The following is an 18,163-nucleotide window of genomic DNA, read 5'->3' on the forward strand; positions in this document are numbered from 1 at the left end:
CACAACAATGAGCTGTGTGTTTGATAACGTAGATAGGTTGTTGTTGCTACCGCAAAGGTACGAATTTTCAAGCAAATCACAACCCGTCGTCGTGCCTGTTGCTGACGTCGATGTTGTTGTTGCTACCGCAAAGGTACGAATTTTCAAGCAAATCACAACTAGTATCTTCCATAACAGGACTAAATCCAAGTTGTTGTTGCTACCGTAAAGGTACGAATTTTCAAGCAAATCACAACCTGTTTCTGTCTTTAATTACTTTCGTTATCGTTGTTGTTGCTACCGCAAAGGTACGAATTTTCAAGCAAATCACAAACGTATTCGGACGTGGGTATTGTATTTATTTTCCTTTTTTACCGTCATGCTGTCAGTGCTGTAACAACCTCCTCATTTACAAGTTATTACGTCCTGACAGAAAACCCAGTCTTGACAGCAAGATTCCCATAGCGTTTGCCGCTATCATCGTAGGAAGGCGGATGCTGCTTTCGCTCAGCCTGACTCTCAAATTCTTGTTAAACTCATTGATAATACAGAATCTTTCTGTAACTTGGTTTTTGGCAATCATAGCCCTGTCTTTGTAACTTGTTGACTTTTATCCATAAATGCACGAAGGATTAACGGGGTTGCCGACTGTTACAAACACTTTCTTAACCTGAACCTACCAATGTATCTTTTTTTGGAAATGACTATTCTGACTTGGCGTGTTAGGTTGTATGCAGACAGCGAAAGACACCTGCCAGATTGTGCCGGGTGTCTTCCGCTGTCGGTTTCTTAAATATTGGGGCTATTGACAGAGCCGGAAAGCCTGTTCCGTCGCCCTATGCCAGATGGCAATAATTAGAAGTCGAGGTCGAGGCCGACGCCCAGAACCTTATTGGTACGGGTGAAATTGTCAACGTTGTGCACCTCTACCGGCTGTGCGCCTGCCGCTATCGTGCCGTCGTATTCCTTGTTGAAATGTTCATAATCGGTAAAGAAGTAGGCGATGTTGACGTGTGCATTCTTTGCCACTCTTATCTTCGCACCGAATCCAAGACTGTAGCTGCTCGTGGCAAAACTAAGGTCGGACAGGTACTGACCGTTGCCGAGACCATACTTCGTGCATTGTCCGCCGGCACTGACGGTGATGGTTGGCGTTACGTCCCACTCCGCTCCGGCAAGATATTCCCGTGTGTTGCCTGATAGGTGGCGTTGCTTATTCTTGTCCATGCGTGCGTCCTTGTCGAAGTAGTAATGGTAGCTCGCCAGTATGCGGACGTTCTTGGCAGGCTCGTATTGCGCGCCTACTGCAAGATGCCCGGCAGGTCGTTCGGCGTGTTCACCCCGTCCTTGAACTGGCCGGTGTCGTCCCGTCGGGTGTCGTTCTCGATATTGAACTTTGTGGTGAACTCGTAGCGGGCACCGAAGTTCCATTTTCCCGTCTTGTAGTCAATGCCGATGATGGGCGTGATGCCCCATCCGCGCTGCGTGCAGTCCAAATAGCGGTCGGCAAACTGTGCCTTGGTCTGGTTCATCTTGTCTGCACCGGCCTGATACTGCTGTGCCGCGCCCGTCAGCTGTGCCTTGATGGCAGGGTCGGTGGCAGCGTTGGCCTGTGCGAGGAAAGCCGCAGCCTTCTGTGTCAGTGCCGTTGCCTGTGCGTCGAAGTAGTTGTATAGGTTTTGGTTGGTACCTCCGATATTGGCAGACACGTTGACGATGTTTCCCTCGTACTTGTTGTAGATATAGTTGAAGCGTGCTCCTGCGTAGGCTGCCAGATGGTCACTGAATTTATAGGTTGCACCTATTTGCAGTCCGAAATCGTACTGCTGGCCGTTCATGTAACTGCTCAGGCTGTACGACGGGGTCGTACTGCCAAGCCCCTGCGCGTAGAGCAGGGCCGGAATCATGGCTATCTGACGTTCAAAGCTCGGCAGGCCGTCGTTGAAGGTGGCCTTACCACCGCCGCCGGTGAGTCCGAATCCCAGTTGGAATCCCCACTTGTCGTAGTTCAGTGCTGCCTGAAAAGAGGGGAGGATGGGCACCGAGGCCTTGCCCTTGTAGTATTTGTAGCCTTCCTCGTTGCCCCCGTTCAGCTTGAAAGGCTGATAGAACGGTGTCCCCTGCAAGGAGGGAACGGTAACGGAAGAGTTCATCTCGCGTGTCTGATAGACGTTTTGGATGTTGAGCGATACATGGAATCCCTTGTCCATAAAGGCTACTCCGGCGGGATTGAAATAGACTCCGTCAATGCCGATGGCACCTATACGGGCAAAGCTGCGATTGAAGGCGATGTGCTGATTGGTGTTGGTGAGCAGGCCACCAGCCTGTGTGGTTGTTGCCATTGTCAGCAATGATGCTGCGATGGCGAGCGTTTCTTTTTTTCATTGAATACAATATGAAAAGTTCTGTACCTTTTTGTAATTTGGCTGCAAAGTTATATAGATTGTTCTGTATTTCCAAGAGAATTGTTGGAAAAAGTGAAAAATTATAAATAGTTTATGTCCGTTCGGCGCCTCTGAAAGGTAAGACGAAGCAAATAGTTGCCCATAGTCTGATTGTTGGAATAGCAAACGGGGATATGCCATCGGCATATCCCCGTTCGGATGATAATGGGTTTTGACGCGGTTATCTGACGGTCAGCTTCTGTACATTCCTGCCCGTGCGGACAATGTAGATGCCGGGACGGAGCTGCGTTTTCAGGCTTTCTATATTGCCGCTGTCCGCGGTCAGTACCTTCTTTCCGTTCAGGTCGAATACGGTGGCAGGTGTTTCAGCTTCTCCCTTCTGAAGGTCGCTGATGCCTGTTGCCGGCTTGTTGTTGACCGACAGGGCGATATACTGGTCGGCAGCACCGCGCGAAGCCAGCTTGATGTAGGCTTCGTGAACGCCCTCTGTGTCTGACTTGAACGAAATCTGGAATGTTCCGCCCTCCTTGGGCAGGGTCTTGGTAGAGAGTTTGAACTTGCTGGCGTTGGGTCCGCCTACCGTGAGCTTCACCTCGTTCTGCGTGTTCTGAGTCGTTACGGCTATCTCCTCGGTAACATTCTCCTTGCCTACTATGGCCTCAAAGGCTATCTGCTGTGCAGCAGGGGTTATGACGGCGAGGTCGGTGCGCCCGAACGAAACATCGTCAATGTAGTAGGTTGCCGAGTTGGCTGCCCCACGCATGCTGTTGAATCCGAACCCGATGAAGAAGACATCGGCAAGGTCAAGGTTGGCAAGGTTGACGTGATACTCGTTCCACTCGCCCGACTCGTCCTTCGTGTCGGGAAGGTTGAACCCCTTCATCTCGCTCTTCACGATGTTCTCGCCCTGCTTTTCTATGTAATAAATGGTGAACTTGTCGGTCTGGTTGTCCTGTAGATAGTCGCCGCGCACACGCATGGTAAGCATCTTCGACTGGGCATTGGCGTAGTCGAGCGCGGGGGTAACGAGCAGCATTTCGCAAGGTGTCTCCTCACCGTATTCTACCTTTGAGTCGAACGGTGTAACTTTTGCAACGCTTTCGTCCGGGTTCTCGTCGTAGTCGGGGAAGGTGTATCCCCACCATGCGCGCTTGCCCTCTATGGCAGAGTTGGTCCATCCTGTCAGCGAAAGCGGCTTGTTCTTGACTACGCTGTCAAAGTGTTCGTTGAGCAGTGCCAACGGATTTTCTGTCGAAAGCTCAAACTTGTCACCCTCCTTCTCCTCGGCCACCGTAGCCGAAGTGGCCGTACCTGAGACGGGAATACGCTGTGTCTCCATACCGTATGAGGATACGATGATGGTGTCCTTGTACTCTCCGACGCTCTTGGGGGCGAAGGTGAGGGTGATGTCCTGTGAGAGGTTTTTGTAGACCGACGAGGTGGAGAGTTGGAAAACCTGCTTCTGCGCCATTGTTATCGAGACACTCTCTGCCATCTGTGCCGAGCTGACCTTGAAAGTCTGCTTGCTCTCTTTCTTCTCTTCGCAGCTGAAAGGCTCCAGCGCGTTGGGTGTCAGCGTTACCGTGGGCGGATTGGCAGGGTCGTAGGCTATGCCCATGAGCGATATGCTCTGCGATGCCTCTGGTACGTCGGTGCTCTCGATGATGATGTTACCCTTGTGCGCCTTGACTCCCGTCGGCTTGTAGCTGACGGTAATGTCGGTTTCGCTTGTTCCGGGTGCAATCTCGGTCTGCGACAGCTCGAACTGCGTCCGGTCGGCACCGCGCATTTCGAGCATGACGGGGGTAGTCGTGTTGGCCACGGATATGTGGATAGTTCCCATGACGATGGTTTCTCCGAGTTTGCCTTCCGCGCGCTGGAAGGCAGGTACGGTGATGTTGACTGACGGACTCTCGTCCGGTGCTGCTGCCTGTATGCCGGTCTCGGCTTGGACAGGTGCTGCCATGCCTGTCGTGGCTATCAGGCAGAAGGCTGCAATGTGTAAGATTCTTTTGTTCATAACTATAAATATTAATTTAGTGAACGTCTGTTGGCAACATGCGGCATGTCGTTTCCGATAGGAGGTTTGTAAGCAAAGTTGTTATCCCAATGCCCGATTGACAAGATTATTACATGTTGTCTGACAAATATGTTGCAAAAGTACGCAAAAATAATCAGATGGAAAAGAAAAAGGAAAGGAAATTATCGCTCGTCCCGGAATTACAGGGCCGGACGTGCCGTTTGTAGGTTTGAATCCTTCTTGGTGGAGCCGCGGGTTGGGGTCCGGTTCGCAGAAGGTCTCTTGCTGCTTCTGAATCCCGATACGTCAACAGGGGTTGCATTGTGTCGCTCCTTGGCAGTGACGGCTTGATGAGTGCCGCGTCTTTAACGGAAACTCTTCCCTCCGTTCGGATATGGGGGTGGAAGCGGAAATGAAAGTGCCGCTTTCACAACATGAAACCGCCCGTTTGGCACAGCGAAAGTGGCACTTTGACGATGTCAAAGTGCCACTTTCGCTGTATGGGTATGTAACCCTCTGGCAGTGAGCGCAGTATGTTTCTTGCCCGTTATGCCCTCAGCTCCGGATACTGTATGCGTGTATGGTACATCGCCTTGAGGCGTTCGATGATTACCTTCTTGGCTATCGTTATGTCCTGAAAGGTAATGGGACAGTCTGTGAAGAACCCTTGCGCCATCTGTCCGTCGATGAGCCGGTTGACAAGCTCGCTGATGCTCTCCTCCGTGTATTCCTGCAACGAGCGCGATGCCGCCTCTACCGTGTCGCTCATCATCAGGATAGCCTGCTCGCGCGTGGAGGGATTGGGCCCCGGATAGCGGAAGGGGGCTTCGTCTACCTCCTCGTCGGGGTGCGCGTTCTTGTAGTTGATGTAGAAATACTTGGCCATTCCTGCACCGTGGTGGGTGGTGATGAACTCCTTGATGACGCGTGGCAGGTTGTAGCGTTCTGCGAGCCGGAGTCCTTCGCCCACGTGTCCGATGATGATTTTCGCACTTTCCAAGTCGGTCAGCTTGGAGTGTGGGTTCACGCCGGCTTGGTTCTCGGTGAAGAATACGGGATTGGTCATCTTCCCGATGTCGTGGTATAGCGCGCCCGTTCTGACGAGCTGGCTCTTCGCACCTATCTTGTTGGCAATCTCGGCTGCGAGGTTGCCAACGGTGATGGAGTGTTGGAATGTTCCCGGTGCAATCTCGCTGAGTTGCCTGAGCAGCTCGTTGTTGGTATTGGAAAGCTCGAACATCGTTACCGTCGAGACGAACCCGAAGGTCTTCTCTATCACGAGCATGAGCGGATAGGTAAAGAGGAGGAAGAAGCCGTTGACCCCGAAGTGGAAGTATATCGTACGGTCGAGCTTGGAGAGGTCGTCTGCCTGAATGAGCTGCATGGCGAGATAGACCAGTGCCGAAGCCATTGTAACGAGAATGGCGGTAAGGAATATCTGGCTGCGCTTGGACAGCTCACGGAGCGAGAATATGGCCACAAGGCCTGCCACGAGCTGAACGATGATGAACTCGTACTGGTATTTCACGGCCACGGCGCAGACGAGGGTCATCGTTACGTGGGCAATGAAGGCCGTGCGCGAGTCCATGAAGACGCGGATGAAGATAGGAGCCATTGCAAACGGCAGTATATAGACGCTCAGGATGGTGTGTTCCATCATCAGCGACGTCAGCAGCGGGAAGATGAGGAGCATCGTATAGAGGAGCGAGATGGCGCGCGGTTTCTCGAAATAGTCCTTGCGGAAGAGGGCAAGGTAGAGCGTGAACAGGGCGATGAGGATGAACACGTAGATGCTCTGCCCCACGATGGTCGACATAAGTTCGTCCTCCGTGGCGTTGCGCTTCTCTATTGCCTGCTCGAACGAGGAGAGCACGCGGAAGGTGTGAGCGTCGACGATGTCTCCGCGGTCTATGATGCGCTGTCCCTCCAGCACCATTCCCGATGCCTGCGGAATCAGGCTGAGAAGGTCGTTCATTTCGGTTTCGCTGCGGTCCTTGTCGTAGATGAGGTTCGGCTCAATGTACTCGTTGAGGTTGCACTGCTGCAGGACGTCGCGCTTCGGGCTGAGTACCGGGTCCATGAACAGATGCTCGTAGGCACCGATGGTGGAATAAACCTTGCTGATGGGTTGGCTGACGGCCTGTTTCCCCGTTACGACGTGGATGACATTGTCGCTGTCGCGCACTACCTTGGAGTATTGCTGCGCGCTCATGATGCCTGTCTGGTAAAGCTCATGGAGCCTTTTGGCAACGGCGTCCACATAGTTGGGCGGCAGTCCCGGTATTCCGCCCTTGTAGGCTTGCCTGAAGAGTGCTATTTCCTTTTCCTCTACGCTCGGGCTGACGTTGAAGTAGGGTTGGAAATGCTGCATGATGGAGTCGCGTTCGCGCTTCAGGGCCTCGTCGGTCTTGAATACAGGGAAGTCGAAATTGGCAATGAGCTGTCCGTACATCCATGGCTTGCCTTCGTCGTAATGGAACATCTTTCCCTTGGAGCGGGGCAGGAAAAGTACGATGAGCACCACGGTGAGTACGACGAGCAGCGTCCTCGTTACCATGTTGCGCCAGTAGTGGTCGTGTGTGTTGCTGAATTGTATCATTATGTGTGAGTAGGTCGCTTAATTGCTTCCACCGTGCGAAAATACTAAAAAAATGGCGTATCCTCGAAAAAAAGTACTAATTTTGCACAAAAATAATCATATTTGATAATGTCAGAAGGAAAAGTCAGAGTGCGGTTTGCACCAAGTCCTACGGGGCCTTTGCATATTGGCGGTGTGCGCACTGCTTTGTATAACTATCTTTTTGCCCGTCAGCATGGAGGCGAACTGGTGTTCCGTATAGAGGATACCGACTCGCAGCGTTTTGTGCCGGGCGCAGAGGAATATATTCTGGAGTCGTTCAAGTGGCTCGGTATCAGGTTTGACGAAGGCGTGAGCTTCGGTGGCAAGCATGGCCCTTACCGTCAGAGCGAACGCCGCGACATCTACAAGGAGTATGTTGGTAAGCTGCTCGATACGGGAAAGGCCTATATTGCCTTTGACACACCGGAGGAACTCGAAGCCAAGCGTAAGGAAATAGAAAACTTTCAGTACGATTCCCACACCCGTGGGCGGATGCGCAACTCGCTGACGCTGCCGAAAGAAGAGGTCGAGGGGCTGATAGAGGACGGGCAACAATATGTTGTCCGCTTCAAGATAGACGCGGGACAGGAAATCCATGTCAACGACATGATTCGCGGAGACGTGCGTGTCAAGAGCGATATTCTGGACGACAAGGTGCTCTACAAGAGTGCCGACGAGCTGCCGACCTACCATCTTGCCAACATTGTCGACGACCATCTGATGGAGATTACCCACGTTATCCGTGGCGAGGAGTGGCTGCCGAGCGCACCGCTTCACGTACTTCTCTACCGTGCCTTTGGCTGGGAGGACACGATGCCGCAGTTTGCCCACCTGCCTCTGTTGCTGAAGCCGGAAGGCAAGGGCAAGCTCTCCAAGCGCGACGGCGACCGTCTCGGCTTCCCCGTATTCCCCTTGGAGTGGCACGACCCGAAGACGGAAGAGGTCAGCTCGGGCTATCGGGAGAGCGGATATTTCCCCGAAGCGGTAGTGAACTTCCTTGCCCTGCTCGGCTGGAATCCCGGTACGGAACAGGAACTCTTCTCGCTCGACGAGCTGGTAGAGCCTTCGACATTACCAAGTGTTCCAAGAGCGGTGCCAAGTTCGACTATCAGAAAGGTATATGGTTCAATCACGAGTACATACTCAGCAAGAACGATGATGAGATAGCACGTCTTTTCGCACCTATTGTAGCCAACAACGGTGTTGATGCAACGATGGAGCAGATAACGGCGGTGGTACACTTGATGAAAGACCGCGTTTCCTTTGTCAAGGAATTGTGGGACTTGTGTTCTTTCTTTTTCATTGCCCCGACAGAGTACGACGCCAAGACGGTGAAGAAACGTTGGAAGGACTATTCTGCAAAACAAATGACCGAACTCGCCGAAGTGCTTGAAGAAATCGACGATTTCTCCATTGAGGGACAGGAACCCATCGTGATGAAGTGGGTGGAGGAAAAGGAATACAAGCTCGGCGACATAATGAACGCCTTCCGTCTCGCCCTCGTCGGCATCGGGAAAGGCCCGGGAATGTTCGACATCTCTGCTTTCCTCGGCAAGGAGGAGACGCTCAGAAGACTTCACGCTGCCATTGCGGCATTGGGATAATGGGTAAGTCCCATTCTCTTTCGGCAACCGGCAATTGGCCGGCTTCAGCTCGTCGCCGTGCCAGTCTGCCGACTTGCTTATTCGTCAACTCCTCATCCTGCTAACGTGTCAGCTTAGAAGAAAGATGTATAATATAATAATGTACGCTATACAGTTGGGTATTGCCGTCTACAGCCTTTTCAATGGGAAGGTGAGGAAGATGTGGCAGGGGGAGCGCGAAGCCTTTCGCATACTCCGCGACAAGGTAGACCCAACGGCAAAGTATGTCTGGTTTCATGCCGCCTCACTCGGAGAATTCGAGCAGGGCAGGCCTCTGATAGAGCAGATACGCAGCGAGTATCCGGAGTATAAGATATTATTGACTTTCTTCTCGCCCTCGGGCTACGAGGTGCGCAGGGATTATCAGGGGGCGGACATCATCACCTACCTGCCTATAGACACCGCCAGCAATGCCCGTCGTTTCCTTCGGGCTGTGCGACCGGTAATGGCTTTCTTCATCAAATACGAATTTTGGTATAATTATCTTCACATCCTGCGCCATCGGGGTGTGCCTGCTTATAGTGTTTCGAGCATATTCCGGCCCGATCAGGTCTTCTTCAAGTGGTATGGATGGGAGTACAAGCATGTGCTCCGTTGCTTCTCGCGGTTCTTCGTTCAGAACGAGGTCAGCAGGCAGCTTTTGGAAAGTATCGGCATCAAGGATGCACTCGTGGTGGGCGATACCCGCTTCGACCGCGTCTTGCAGATAAAGGAAGCGAGCAAGGTCCTGCCTGTTGTAGACAGCTTCACGGCTTCGCACAGGGACTCGGAAGGACGCGTGGAGAAGGTTTTTGTGGCAGGCTCGTCGTGGCTGCCGGACGAAGAAATCTTCCTGAAGTATTTTGAACGCCATTCCGACTGGAAGCTGATAATAGCTCCGCACGTCATCGGGGAAGACCATCTGAACCAGATTCTCGCATTGATAAAGAACCGCAAGGTAGTCCGCTATACGCAGACCAACGAGGCAGATGCGGCTAATGCCGGTGTGCTTGTCATGGACTGTTTCGGCCTGCTGTCCTCGGTCTATCGCTACGGGAGCGTTGCCTATGTGGGCGGAGGGTTCGGTGTGGGCATCCACAACGTACTGGAGGCCGCCGTGTGGGGCATGCCGGTCGTATTCGGGCCTAACAACAAGCACTTTGCAGAGGCGCAGGGGCTGATGAAGTCGGGTGGAGGCTTCGAGATAAACAGCGTTGAAGACTTTGCCCTCCTCATGGACAGGACGTTGGCTGACGGTCGTCAGTTAGACGAAAGCAGGCAGGCCGCATCGTCGTTTGTTGAAAGTCTGTCGGGCGCGACAAGGAAAGTATTGGCAAATATAGAATTATGAAATATCAGATAACGTGCGATAATTGCGGAACCCAGTTCGTTGTTGAGGCTGGAGAAGGTCAGACCATAGAGTGCAGGTGTCCGCATTGCAAGGGGGTAATGGAAGTAACGCTGCCCGTACTCAACGGTGCACCCCAGTATGATGGCCGGCAGGGCTATGCGCCCCAGTCGTCTCAAGAGGTTGCGGGACAGTCGGAACAGGCCGAAAAAGGCAGGAATAGTATTCTTTGGGGTGTCATCATCGGCTTGCTGCTGCTTGCCGCCGGCGTGGGGGCATACATGGCATTGCGTCCGACAGCTCCTGTCGAAGACCAACAGCCGCCTGCTGCCGTAGACACTATCCCCTACGAGATACCTGTAGAGGAGGCTCCCGTGGTGCCGGTAGATACGGTTGCCACCGCCCCTGTAGAACCCGAGCAGGTTCAGGAAGAAGCGGACGAGCCGGAACAGGAGTCCATCGACACGACCGCAGCGGAACCGGCGGATGCAGGACATGAACATTAGAATTACAAAAGAAATACAGATAAAAAATGAGAAGAGGTTTTTTAGCATTGTTGATAATGGCGGTGGGCATGCTCGTCCTGTCGGCTTGTTCCGACGACCGCCACAAGACCAAAGAGTTGCCATCCTTTGACGAAGCTCTCGTGAAGGGTACTTGGAGGATTACTGCCATCGACACGATGGGACAGGACGAAAGAGGCCTGAAAGTTGTCATAAGTTCCGTCAAGTCCAAATCGGCAGCTCTCGTGATGGAAAACGGCAATTACCGTTTTCTGGAGGAAGATGTTGAAATGGAGAAGGGCACCTATCAGTTCAGCAGCTCTCCGCGTTCCTACTGGTTTTTCTTCACTCATGGCGGTGTCATAGACACACTGGCATATCTCAAGTCGGAAGGCTCCACGATGCTGAAGCTGCGTCGCCATCCCAACAAGAAAATGTCCATAGACTATACCCTCATCCGATAGGAGTCAGGACGACAGGCCTTCCACGATTCGGAACAAACAAAACTATCAATTGCAAATGGGAAAAATAATACTGACGGGCGACCGTCCGACAGGCAAATTGCACTTAGGACACTATGTAGGCTCGCTCCGCCGGCGTGTAGAGTTGCAGAATCTCGGTGATTTCGACCGTATGTTTGTCTTCATGGCAGACGTACAGGCACTGACTGACAACGCCGACAACCCAGAGAAAATACGCCAGAACATCATTGAGGTGGCCCTCGACTACCTCTCGGCAGGGCTTGACCCGGAGAAATGTACACTTTATATACAGAGTCAGATACCCGAGCTGGCAGAGCTGACGACCTACCTGATGAACTTGGTCAGCGTCAGCCGTGTGCAGCGGAACCCGACCGTGAAGACAGAAATCAGGATGCGCAACTTCGAGGCAAACATTCCGATGGGCTTCTTCGCCTATCCCGTCTCTCAGGCTGCCGACATTGCTGCCTTCAAGGCCACGACCGTGCCGGCAGGAGAGGATCAGGAGCCGATGATTGAGCTGACCCGGGAACTCGTGCGCCGCTTCAACCAAATTTATGCTCCCGTGCTCGTGGAGCCGGACATCATGCTGCCGGAGAACGCCATGGCCCGCCGGCTCCCCGGAACCGACGGTAAGGAGAAGATGAGCAAGAGTCTGGGGAACTGCATCTACCTGTCTGACGATGCCGACACGGTATGGAAGAAGGTGAAGACAATGTATACCGACCCGACCCATCTGAACGTTTCCGATCCGGGGCACGTAGAGGGAAATGCGGTGTTCACCTACCTTGACGCCTTCTCTACCGATGCCGACTTTGCCGAGTTTTGGCCGGAGTTTCAGAATCTCGGTGAACTGAAGGCGGCCTATACTGCCGGTGGCATTGGCGACATGAAGTGCAAGAAGATGCTGAACAACGTCCTTAACAAGATGCTGGAGCCTGTCCGTATGCGCCGTCGGGAGTTCGAGCAGGACATCCCCGAGATTTACAACATCCTCCGCAAGGGTTCTGCCGCTGCACGCGAGGCCGCTGCCCGGACAATGGACGAGGTTCGTGCCGCGATGCAGATTAACTACTTCGACGATGCGGAGCTGATTCGTAGTCAGGCAGAAAGATACAGGAACACCTGACGACATTCCGCTTTTTTCATAGTAAAGCCCCGTGGGAGTTGTCCCGTGGGGCTTTGTTGTCTTTTGTAGCGAGCCGTCGGTGTCGGTGAGCGGTATGGCGATTGCAGGCGGGCAAGAGCGTCTCTGCGTATAAGCCGCTATCGCGGTTCGGCCGTTGGGAGTTGTAAAATTCGGTAAGACGCAGCGGTAAGACGAAAGTGCCGTTCCGGCACTGCGAAAACGGCACTCTGACCATGCGAAAGTGCCGTTTTCGTTTTACGGGTAAGCAGTGCCGATATTCGGATCATAATGGTGTCGTGGGATGAAAGGAATAATATCGGGCTATAGATACAGCAAAAGCGCAAGACTATCGTCCTGCGCTTTGTTGTTCTTGGCAAGCCTTGGCTTGCGCTGTGCTTGATTTCAGGTTCGCGCCTCACGGCGTTCCCCCTCATCTTGCATCATTGTTATCCTAATCCGAAACAAATCTTTTACCTAAAACTAAAACCTATTCTGTTATCTGAACAATCTCTTTTGTTCTACCTTAATCATTAACTAAAAACCTAAATCTATTACTACTAACCTAAACAATCTATTTATCTTTTGACACTGCAAAGGTACTATTGTTTGCGCACACATGCAAGATTTACGTGAGAAAAATGTTATAATTAACTTCTATTTTGACCTAAATCAACCGAATTGATGTATGTTAACAGAGCACTTCCGGTATTTTCGCATAAGTGAGGGAAGGTATTGGCGAGGTCCGTTGAGGGCTGTTTCCCTGTTTTGGGATGCTGACTGGTGGAGGCAGAAGGCAGGCCTGCCATGTTGCTGACAGGCGTCTCTTCTCATGGTGTGGAAGTTGTGGCAGGCAGGGGTCGTTGTTGTTCCTGTAGAAAGGCAGGGATATAAAAAGACCATATTTCCTTCTCTGCCGAGTAGAAATATGGTCTTCTGTATGTTTGAGTGTGAAGTGCTGCTCTTCAGGCGGCCGTGCTCTAACCGAGATATTTCATCAGTACGCGTGCATTTCCGCTTTCGCGAATCTTCTCGATGGCCTTTTCGCGTATCTGGCGGACGCGTTCTCTTGTAAGGGCCATTTCGGTTCCGATTTCTTCCAGTCCCTTTTCCTGACATCCGATGCCGAAGCACTCAATGACAATCTTGCGTTCGCGCTCTTTCAGAGTGTTCTGAAGGACGGCCTTGAGGTCGTCTGACATCGATTCAAAGTCGACACCCTTGTCCGTGCGCGAGTCGTCGCCGGAGGACAGCATGTCGCTCATGGAGTTGTCGTCGTCGTCGCTGAAAGGCGCGTCGATACTCATGTGGTGGTTGTCGGCACTCTGGCTCTGGCGTATGCGTGCCTCGTCTATGCCGGTCAGCTCCGCCAGTTCGTGGATGGAGGGGCGGCGGTTGTGTTTCTGCACGAACTCGTTGGTAACCTGATTGATTTTGGAAATGGCACCCACTTGGTTGAGCGGAAGGCGGACAATGCGGCTCTGCTCGGCTATAGCCTGAAGAATACTCTGGCGAATCCACCATACCGCATAGGAGATAAACTTGAAACCTCTGGTCTCATCAAACTTCTCGGCAGCCTTAACCAGCCCGATGTTGCCTTCGTCGATAAGGTCGGTCAGCGATAATCCCTGATGCTGATACTGCTTGGCTACGGAAACGACAAAGCGCAGGTTGGCCTTTATCAGTTTCTCCTTGGCACGCTCGCCTTTCCGTCCACCTTTGTGGATTTCCTGAGCGAGTTCAATTTCCTCATCAACGGTAATCATTGGCTCACGCCCAATCTCTACAAGATACTTGTCAAGTGCCTCGCTTGATCGGTTGGTGATACTTTTTGAAATCTTAAGTTGTCTCATGAATAAATGATGATTTCCTCCTTGTGAAAATAGCAGTTCCCGTTATCCTAATTTTTGATACGGCGTGCAAAGGTAATAAATAATAATGTGAAAAACAACGACAAACCCATGTCTGTTGTATGTTTTTGTATATATTTAAGGTTCATTGGGCGGTTTCGGGTGGTAATGTCCGTTTTTCGGTGCCTGTGGACGGTCTGTGCGGTAGTTTCAGTACAGCCCGTTTTCTTTCAGAAATTTCTCTCCGAGCAGGAATCCCTCTTCGTACAATGCCTCCAGTTTTTCGACATCTTTCTCCATCCGTCCCACTACGATAGGATTTTCAGGGCGTATGACGAGAATCTTTCCGCTGTCTTCCAGTTCCTCTACCATGTCGAGCTGGCGGTTGTATGCCTCCAGACGGCGGCTGAGGAGAACGCGCAGCCGCGGATAGTTGCGGTAGACGAACTTCGGGAGTTTATGGTCTTTTCCCCTGTCTCTCCATCCCTTGTTGCGCGTGCATACGACCACATTGGACTGGTGGCCCGTATCAAATGCCCGTTGGATGGGAATGGAGTCGGCAATGCCCCCGTCGAGCATCGGCTTTCCGTCGATGTCTACTATTTTGCTGACGTAGGGCAGGCTGCTGGAAGCCCTTGCAAGCTCGTTCAGCCGTTTACGGTCGCCTGACGACTCGGTCAGATACTCGGTTTTTCCTGTCTGGCAATTGGTTGTAACCATCTCGAAGACGTCTCCCCGCCCGACGTTCTCAAAGTAGGCATCGTAGTCGAACGGGATTATCTCGAAGGGGAAACGGTCGTAGAGCAGCTCGGGGTCGAATATGCAGCCCTGCGTAACGAGATGGCGGAGCCCGATGTAGTCGTACTTGGCCAGCATGTCTATGTTGGAGATGCGTGCCTGCGGGGTTGCCGGCTCATGTATGACAGCCCGTTGCAGGCACCTGCCGACACGGCCACTACATAGTGGAAATAGCGTTCATGCTTCATGAAAGCGTCCAAAACTCCCGAAGTAAACACGCCGCGCATGCCTCCTCCCTCCAGTATCAGCCCCGTTTCCTTGCCTATTTCCATAAAAACTCGTTAAATTGCCTACAAAGTTAATGTAATTTATGGAATAATTATTATCTTTGCATCAAAACAAGAAAACAATCTCACTATGTTTAGCAAGGAAACCTACGTTAGCCGTCGCGCCGAGTTAAGACAGCTTGTAAAGAACGGCATCATCATTCTCTTTGGCAATAATGAGTCTCCTGCCAATTGTCCTGCCAACGGCTATTATCCTTTCCGTCAGGACTCCTCGTTCCTCTACTATTTCGGTCAGCAGCGCGATGGTCTCGTCGGTGTAATTGATATAGACGAGAACAGGGAGACGCTCATAGGCGACGACATCGACATCGACGATATTGTATGGTTCGGAAGCGTTGACTCCGTACACGATATGGCAATGCAAGTGGGCGTTGCCAACACGGCTCCGATGAAGCAGCTGAAGGCCATCTGCGACAATGCTCTCCGCAGCCACCGCAAGATACACTTCCTGCCGCCTTACCGTTCGGATATAAAGATTCAGATATTCGACCTTCTGGGCATCCACCCCAACCAGCAGAAAGCCGCTGCCAGTCTTGACCTGATTCATGCAGTGGTCAAGATGCGCTCTACGAAGACGGAGGAGGAAATTGTCGAACTGGAGCATGCGGCTACCATCGGCTACCGCATGCACACCACAGCCATGCGCATTACCCGTCCGGGGCTGACCGAGAAGTATGTCAGCGGACAGGTGGACGGTGTTGCCCATTCGTTCGGCTCAATGGTTTCTTTCCCGACTATCTTTACCCAGCATGGTGAAATCATGCACGGCATCCCCTCAATGGCGGAACTCGAAGACGGACGGCTGGTGCTCTGCGACTGCGGTGGTGAGAACATGAACCACTATTGTTCGGACAATACGCGCACGTTCCCCATCAACGGAAAGTTCACGCAGAGACAGCTTGATATATATAAGGTAGTTGAGGAGGCACACGATGCAGCCCTCGGCATAGCCAAGCCGGGCGTAAAGTATGTTGATGTACATTTTGCAGCCTGCCGCATCATATTCGACCGCATGAAGGAACTGGGACTCGCAAAGGGCGACACTGATGCAGCTCTTGCAGCCGGAGCACACGCCATATTCCTCCCTCACGGACTTGGCCACATGATGGGAATGGACGTACACGACATGGAGGCCCTCGACCAGATATACGTTGGCTTCGATGAGGAGACACGCCCGAATCTTGAGCAGTTCGGCACGAACAGCCTCCGCATGGGACGCAGGCTTCAGGAGGGCTTCGTCGTTACCGACGAGCCGGGTATCTATTTCATTCCTGCACTTATTGACGAGTGGCATGCGAAGAAGCATTGTGCCGACTTCCTTAACTTCGACAAGCTGGAAGCCTACAAGGATTTTGGCGGTATCCGCATTGAGGATGACCTTCTCATTACAAAGGACGGCTGCCGCTTTATCGGCGAAGAGCGCATACCGTATCACCCGAAGGATGTTGAAGCTTCATGGCAGCAAGCAGGGAATAAATCTAGTTATCAATCATCAATTTATAATTATCTGCTCCGTGGAATCCGATGCAGAAGAGACCCACGGAAAAGACAACAGAAATCTTTATGAAGAAAATTTTAGTAGTGGCACTCGCAGCCATGGTAGCATGCGGTGCAAGCGCAGCCGACAAGAAGTCGAAAGCAAAGCCTTCCAACAAGCCGGTTTTCACGGTAGTGAAGGAGAACAAGATTACCAGTATCAAGAACCAGAGCCGCTCGGGCACCTGCTGGGACTATTCTACTCTGAGCTACTTTGAGTCGGAAATCCTGAAGAAGACGGGCAAGGAGTATGACCTCTGCGAGAGCTTCGTTGCCAACAAGACCTATATGGACCGTGCCATTCAGGTTGTCCGCTTCCATGGCGACTGCCAGTTTGCACAGGGCGGTTCGGCATACGACCCTTACTACTGCATGAAGAACTATGGCATCTGTCCTGAAGATGCGATGCCGTTCCCGGGTTCTCTGTACGGCGACTCGCTGAACAACTTCAACGAGTTCTTCTCCCTCTTGGAGCCGTATGTGGCTGCCGTTGCCAAGAACAAGGCCGACAAGATCTCCAACCAGTGGAAGCCGGGTCTTCAGTCTATTCTCGACTCCTACCTCGGCAAGTGTCCTGAAACTTTCACCTATGAAGGCAAGCAGTACACTCCGCAGTCGTTTGCCGCCAGCCTTGGTCTGGACTGGAACGACTATGTGAGCGTTACGTCGTACACCCACCATCCGTTCTATACGGCATTTGCCGTTGAGGTACAGGACAACTGGCGTTTCCCATTGTCATATAACCTTCCGATGGACGAGATGATGGAGGTTATTGACAATGCCATCATGAATGGCTATACCGTAGCATGGGGCGGTGATGTCAGCGAACCGGGCTTCACACGCGACGGACTTGCCTACATGGTAGATGGCAAGAAGATGCAGAGCCTTAAGGGCAGCGACATGGCGCGCTGGCTGGGCCTTTCTGCAAGCAAGAGACGCAACCTGATTGACTCTTTGGGCGTGAACGTGCCTGAGATTGTTCCCACACAGGAGCAGCGTCAGGAGCGTTTCGATAACTGGGAGCTTACCGACGACCACGGCATGCTGATTTTCGGTATCGCCAAGGACCAGAACGGCAAGGAGTACTATATGGTAAAGAACTCTTGGGGCGAGACAGGTGCCTACAAGGGTATCTGGTACATGACCAAGAATTTCATCGCCGCCAACACGATGGATTATATGGTCAACAAGAATGCCATTCCTACCAAGATTCGCAAGAAGCTCGGTATCTAACAGTGCTGTCCACGGTAGGACGCAGCATACAGCCTGTCTTCAGGCAGGTACGACAAAAAGGGGACAAGCCGAAGAGGTTTGTCTCCTTTCTTTTTGGCTGTATTCCTGTGCCGGAATCGGAGGAAAGATTATCGGTGGGTAGCTGTTTCCAAGGAATATTGCCTGGAAATCTGTTAGACATAGTCCTTACACTCCTTAAGTGTTTTCCGAAATATTCAAGGATTTTCCCAAAAGCTCTTAAGTTTTCTTCAGCATGATTTCTACCATGATTTGTGCAGGCTCTGAAAAGTATGCTATTTGCTACTTTGGTTCTACATTCCTTTTTATATAAGCGATGTAAGGACACGGTTCAGTTCC

9 protein-coding genes and 3 pseudogenes are annotated in these 18,163 nt (G+C 52.1%); 7 read left to right on the forward strand and 5 right to left on the reverse strand.

Annotated features, from left to right (window positions below):
* Positions 1-834: 834 nt before the first annotated feature.
* The 3 genes and pseudogenes from JCM15908_RS13835 to JCM15908_RS10720 all read right to left on the reverse strand — a co-directional run bounded on the left by JCM15908_RS13835 (position 835) and on the right by JCM15908_RS10720 (position 7,003).
* Positions 835-2,321 (reverse strand): annotated as a pseudogene (locus tag JCM15908_RS13835) (hypothetical protein).
* Positions 2,322-2,604: 283 nt separating this feature from the next.
* Positions 2,605-4,404 carry a choice-of-anchor J domain-containing protein gene (locus tag JCM15908_RS10715; RefSeq protein ID WP_234396448.1) on the reverse strand — a complete coding sequence of 600 codons (1,800 nt, stop codon included), beginning with the start codon at positions 4,402-4,404 and terminating at the stop codon, positions 2,605-2,607.
* Between the two features lie 547 nt (positions 4,405-4,951).
* A complete protein-coding gene (locus tag JCM15908_RS10720) occupies positions 4,952-7,003 on the reverse strand; it encodes an HD family phosphohydrolase (RefSeq protein ID WP_025003315.1) in 2,052 nt (683 codons plus the stop codon).
* A 108-nt stretch (positions 7,004-7,111) separates the two neighbouring features.
* Here JCM15908_RS10720 and gltX point away from each other — a divergent pair.
* The 5 genes and pseudogenes from gltX (at position 7,112) to trpS (ending at position 12,105) form a co-directional block, all read left to right on the forward strand.
* Positions 7,112-8,628: pseudogene (gene gltX, locus JCM15908_RS13840) on the forward strand (glutamate--tRNA ligase).
* A gap of 124 nt (positions 8,629-8,752) precedes the next feature.
* A complete protein-coding gene (locus tag JCM15908_RS10730) occupies positions 8,753-9,997 on the forward strand; it encodes a 3-deoxy-D-manno-octulosonic acid transferase (protein ID WP_025003316.1) in 1,245 nt (414 codons plus the stop codon).
* Positions 9,994-10,500 carry a hypothetical protein gene (locus JCM15908_RS10735; protein WP_025003317.1) on the forward strand — a complete coding sequence of 169 codons (507 nt, stop codon included), beginning with the start codon at positions 9,994-9,996 and terminating at the stop codon, positions 10,498-10,500. The genes JCM15908_RS10730 and JCM15908_RS10735 overlap by 4 nt, the downstream gene beginning before the upstream one ends.
* Positions 10,501-10,526: 26 nt before the next feature.
* Positions 10,527-10,961 (forward strand): hypothetical protein, encoded by a 435-nt coding sequence (locus JCM15908_RS10740; RefSeq protein ID WP_148295581.1) that lies wholly within the window; start codon positions 10,527-10,529, stop codon positions 10,959-10,961.
* A 55-nt stretch (positions 10,962-11,016) separates the two neighbouring features.
* Positions 11,017-12,105, forward strand: coding sequence for a tryptophan--tRNA ligase (gene trpS, locus JCM15908_RS10745; RefSeq protein ID WP_025003319.1), 1,089 nt, complete (start codon positions 11,017-11,019; stop codon positions 12,103-12,105).
* A gap of 977 nt (positions 12,106-13,082) precedes the next feature.
* Here trpS and JCM15908_RS10750 read toward each other — a convergent pair.
* The gene (locus JCM15908_RS10750) at positions 13,083-13,955 is read right to left on the reverse strand and encodes a sigma-70 family RNA polymerase sigma factor (protein ID WP_025003320.1); all 873 of its coding nucleotides are present in this window, start codon (positions 13,953-13,955) and stop codon (positions 13,083-13,085) included.
* A gap of 207 nt (positions 13,956-14,162) precedes the next feature.
* Positions 14,163-15,022: pseudogene (locus JCM15908_RS13845) on the reverse strand (patatin-like phospholipase family protein).
* A gap of 85 nt (positions 15,023-15,107) precedes the next feature.
* Between JCM15908_RS13845 and JCM15908_RS10760 the strand changes: the two are divergent.
* Together JCM15908_RS10760 and JCM15908_RS10765 are read left to right on the forward strand one after the other, a co-directional pair.
* Positions 15,108-16,604 (forward strand): aminopeptidase P family protein, encoded by a 1,497-nt coding sequence (locus JCM15908_RS10760; RefSeq protein WP_025003321.1) that lies wholly within the window; start codon positions 15,108-15,110, stop codon positions 16,602-16,604.
* Positions 16,601-17,806, forward strand: a complete 1,206-nt coding sequence (locus tag JCM15908_RS10765) for a C1 family peptidase (RefSeq protein WP_025003322.1) — start codon at positions 16,601-16,603, stop codon at positions 17,804-17,806. The genes JCM15908_RS10760 and JCM15908_RS10765 overlap by 4 nt, the downstream gene beginning before the upstream one ends.
* The last annotated feature ends 357 nt before the right edge of the window (positions 17,807-18,163 follow it).

This window comes from Prevotella dentasini JCM 15908, assembly GCF_000614065.1.
In the GTDB taxonomy this organism is placed as follows: Bacteria; Bacteroidota; Bacteroidia; order Bacteroidales; family Bacteroidaceae; genus Prevotella; species Prevotella dentasini.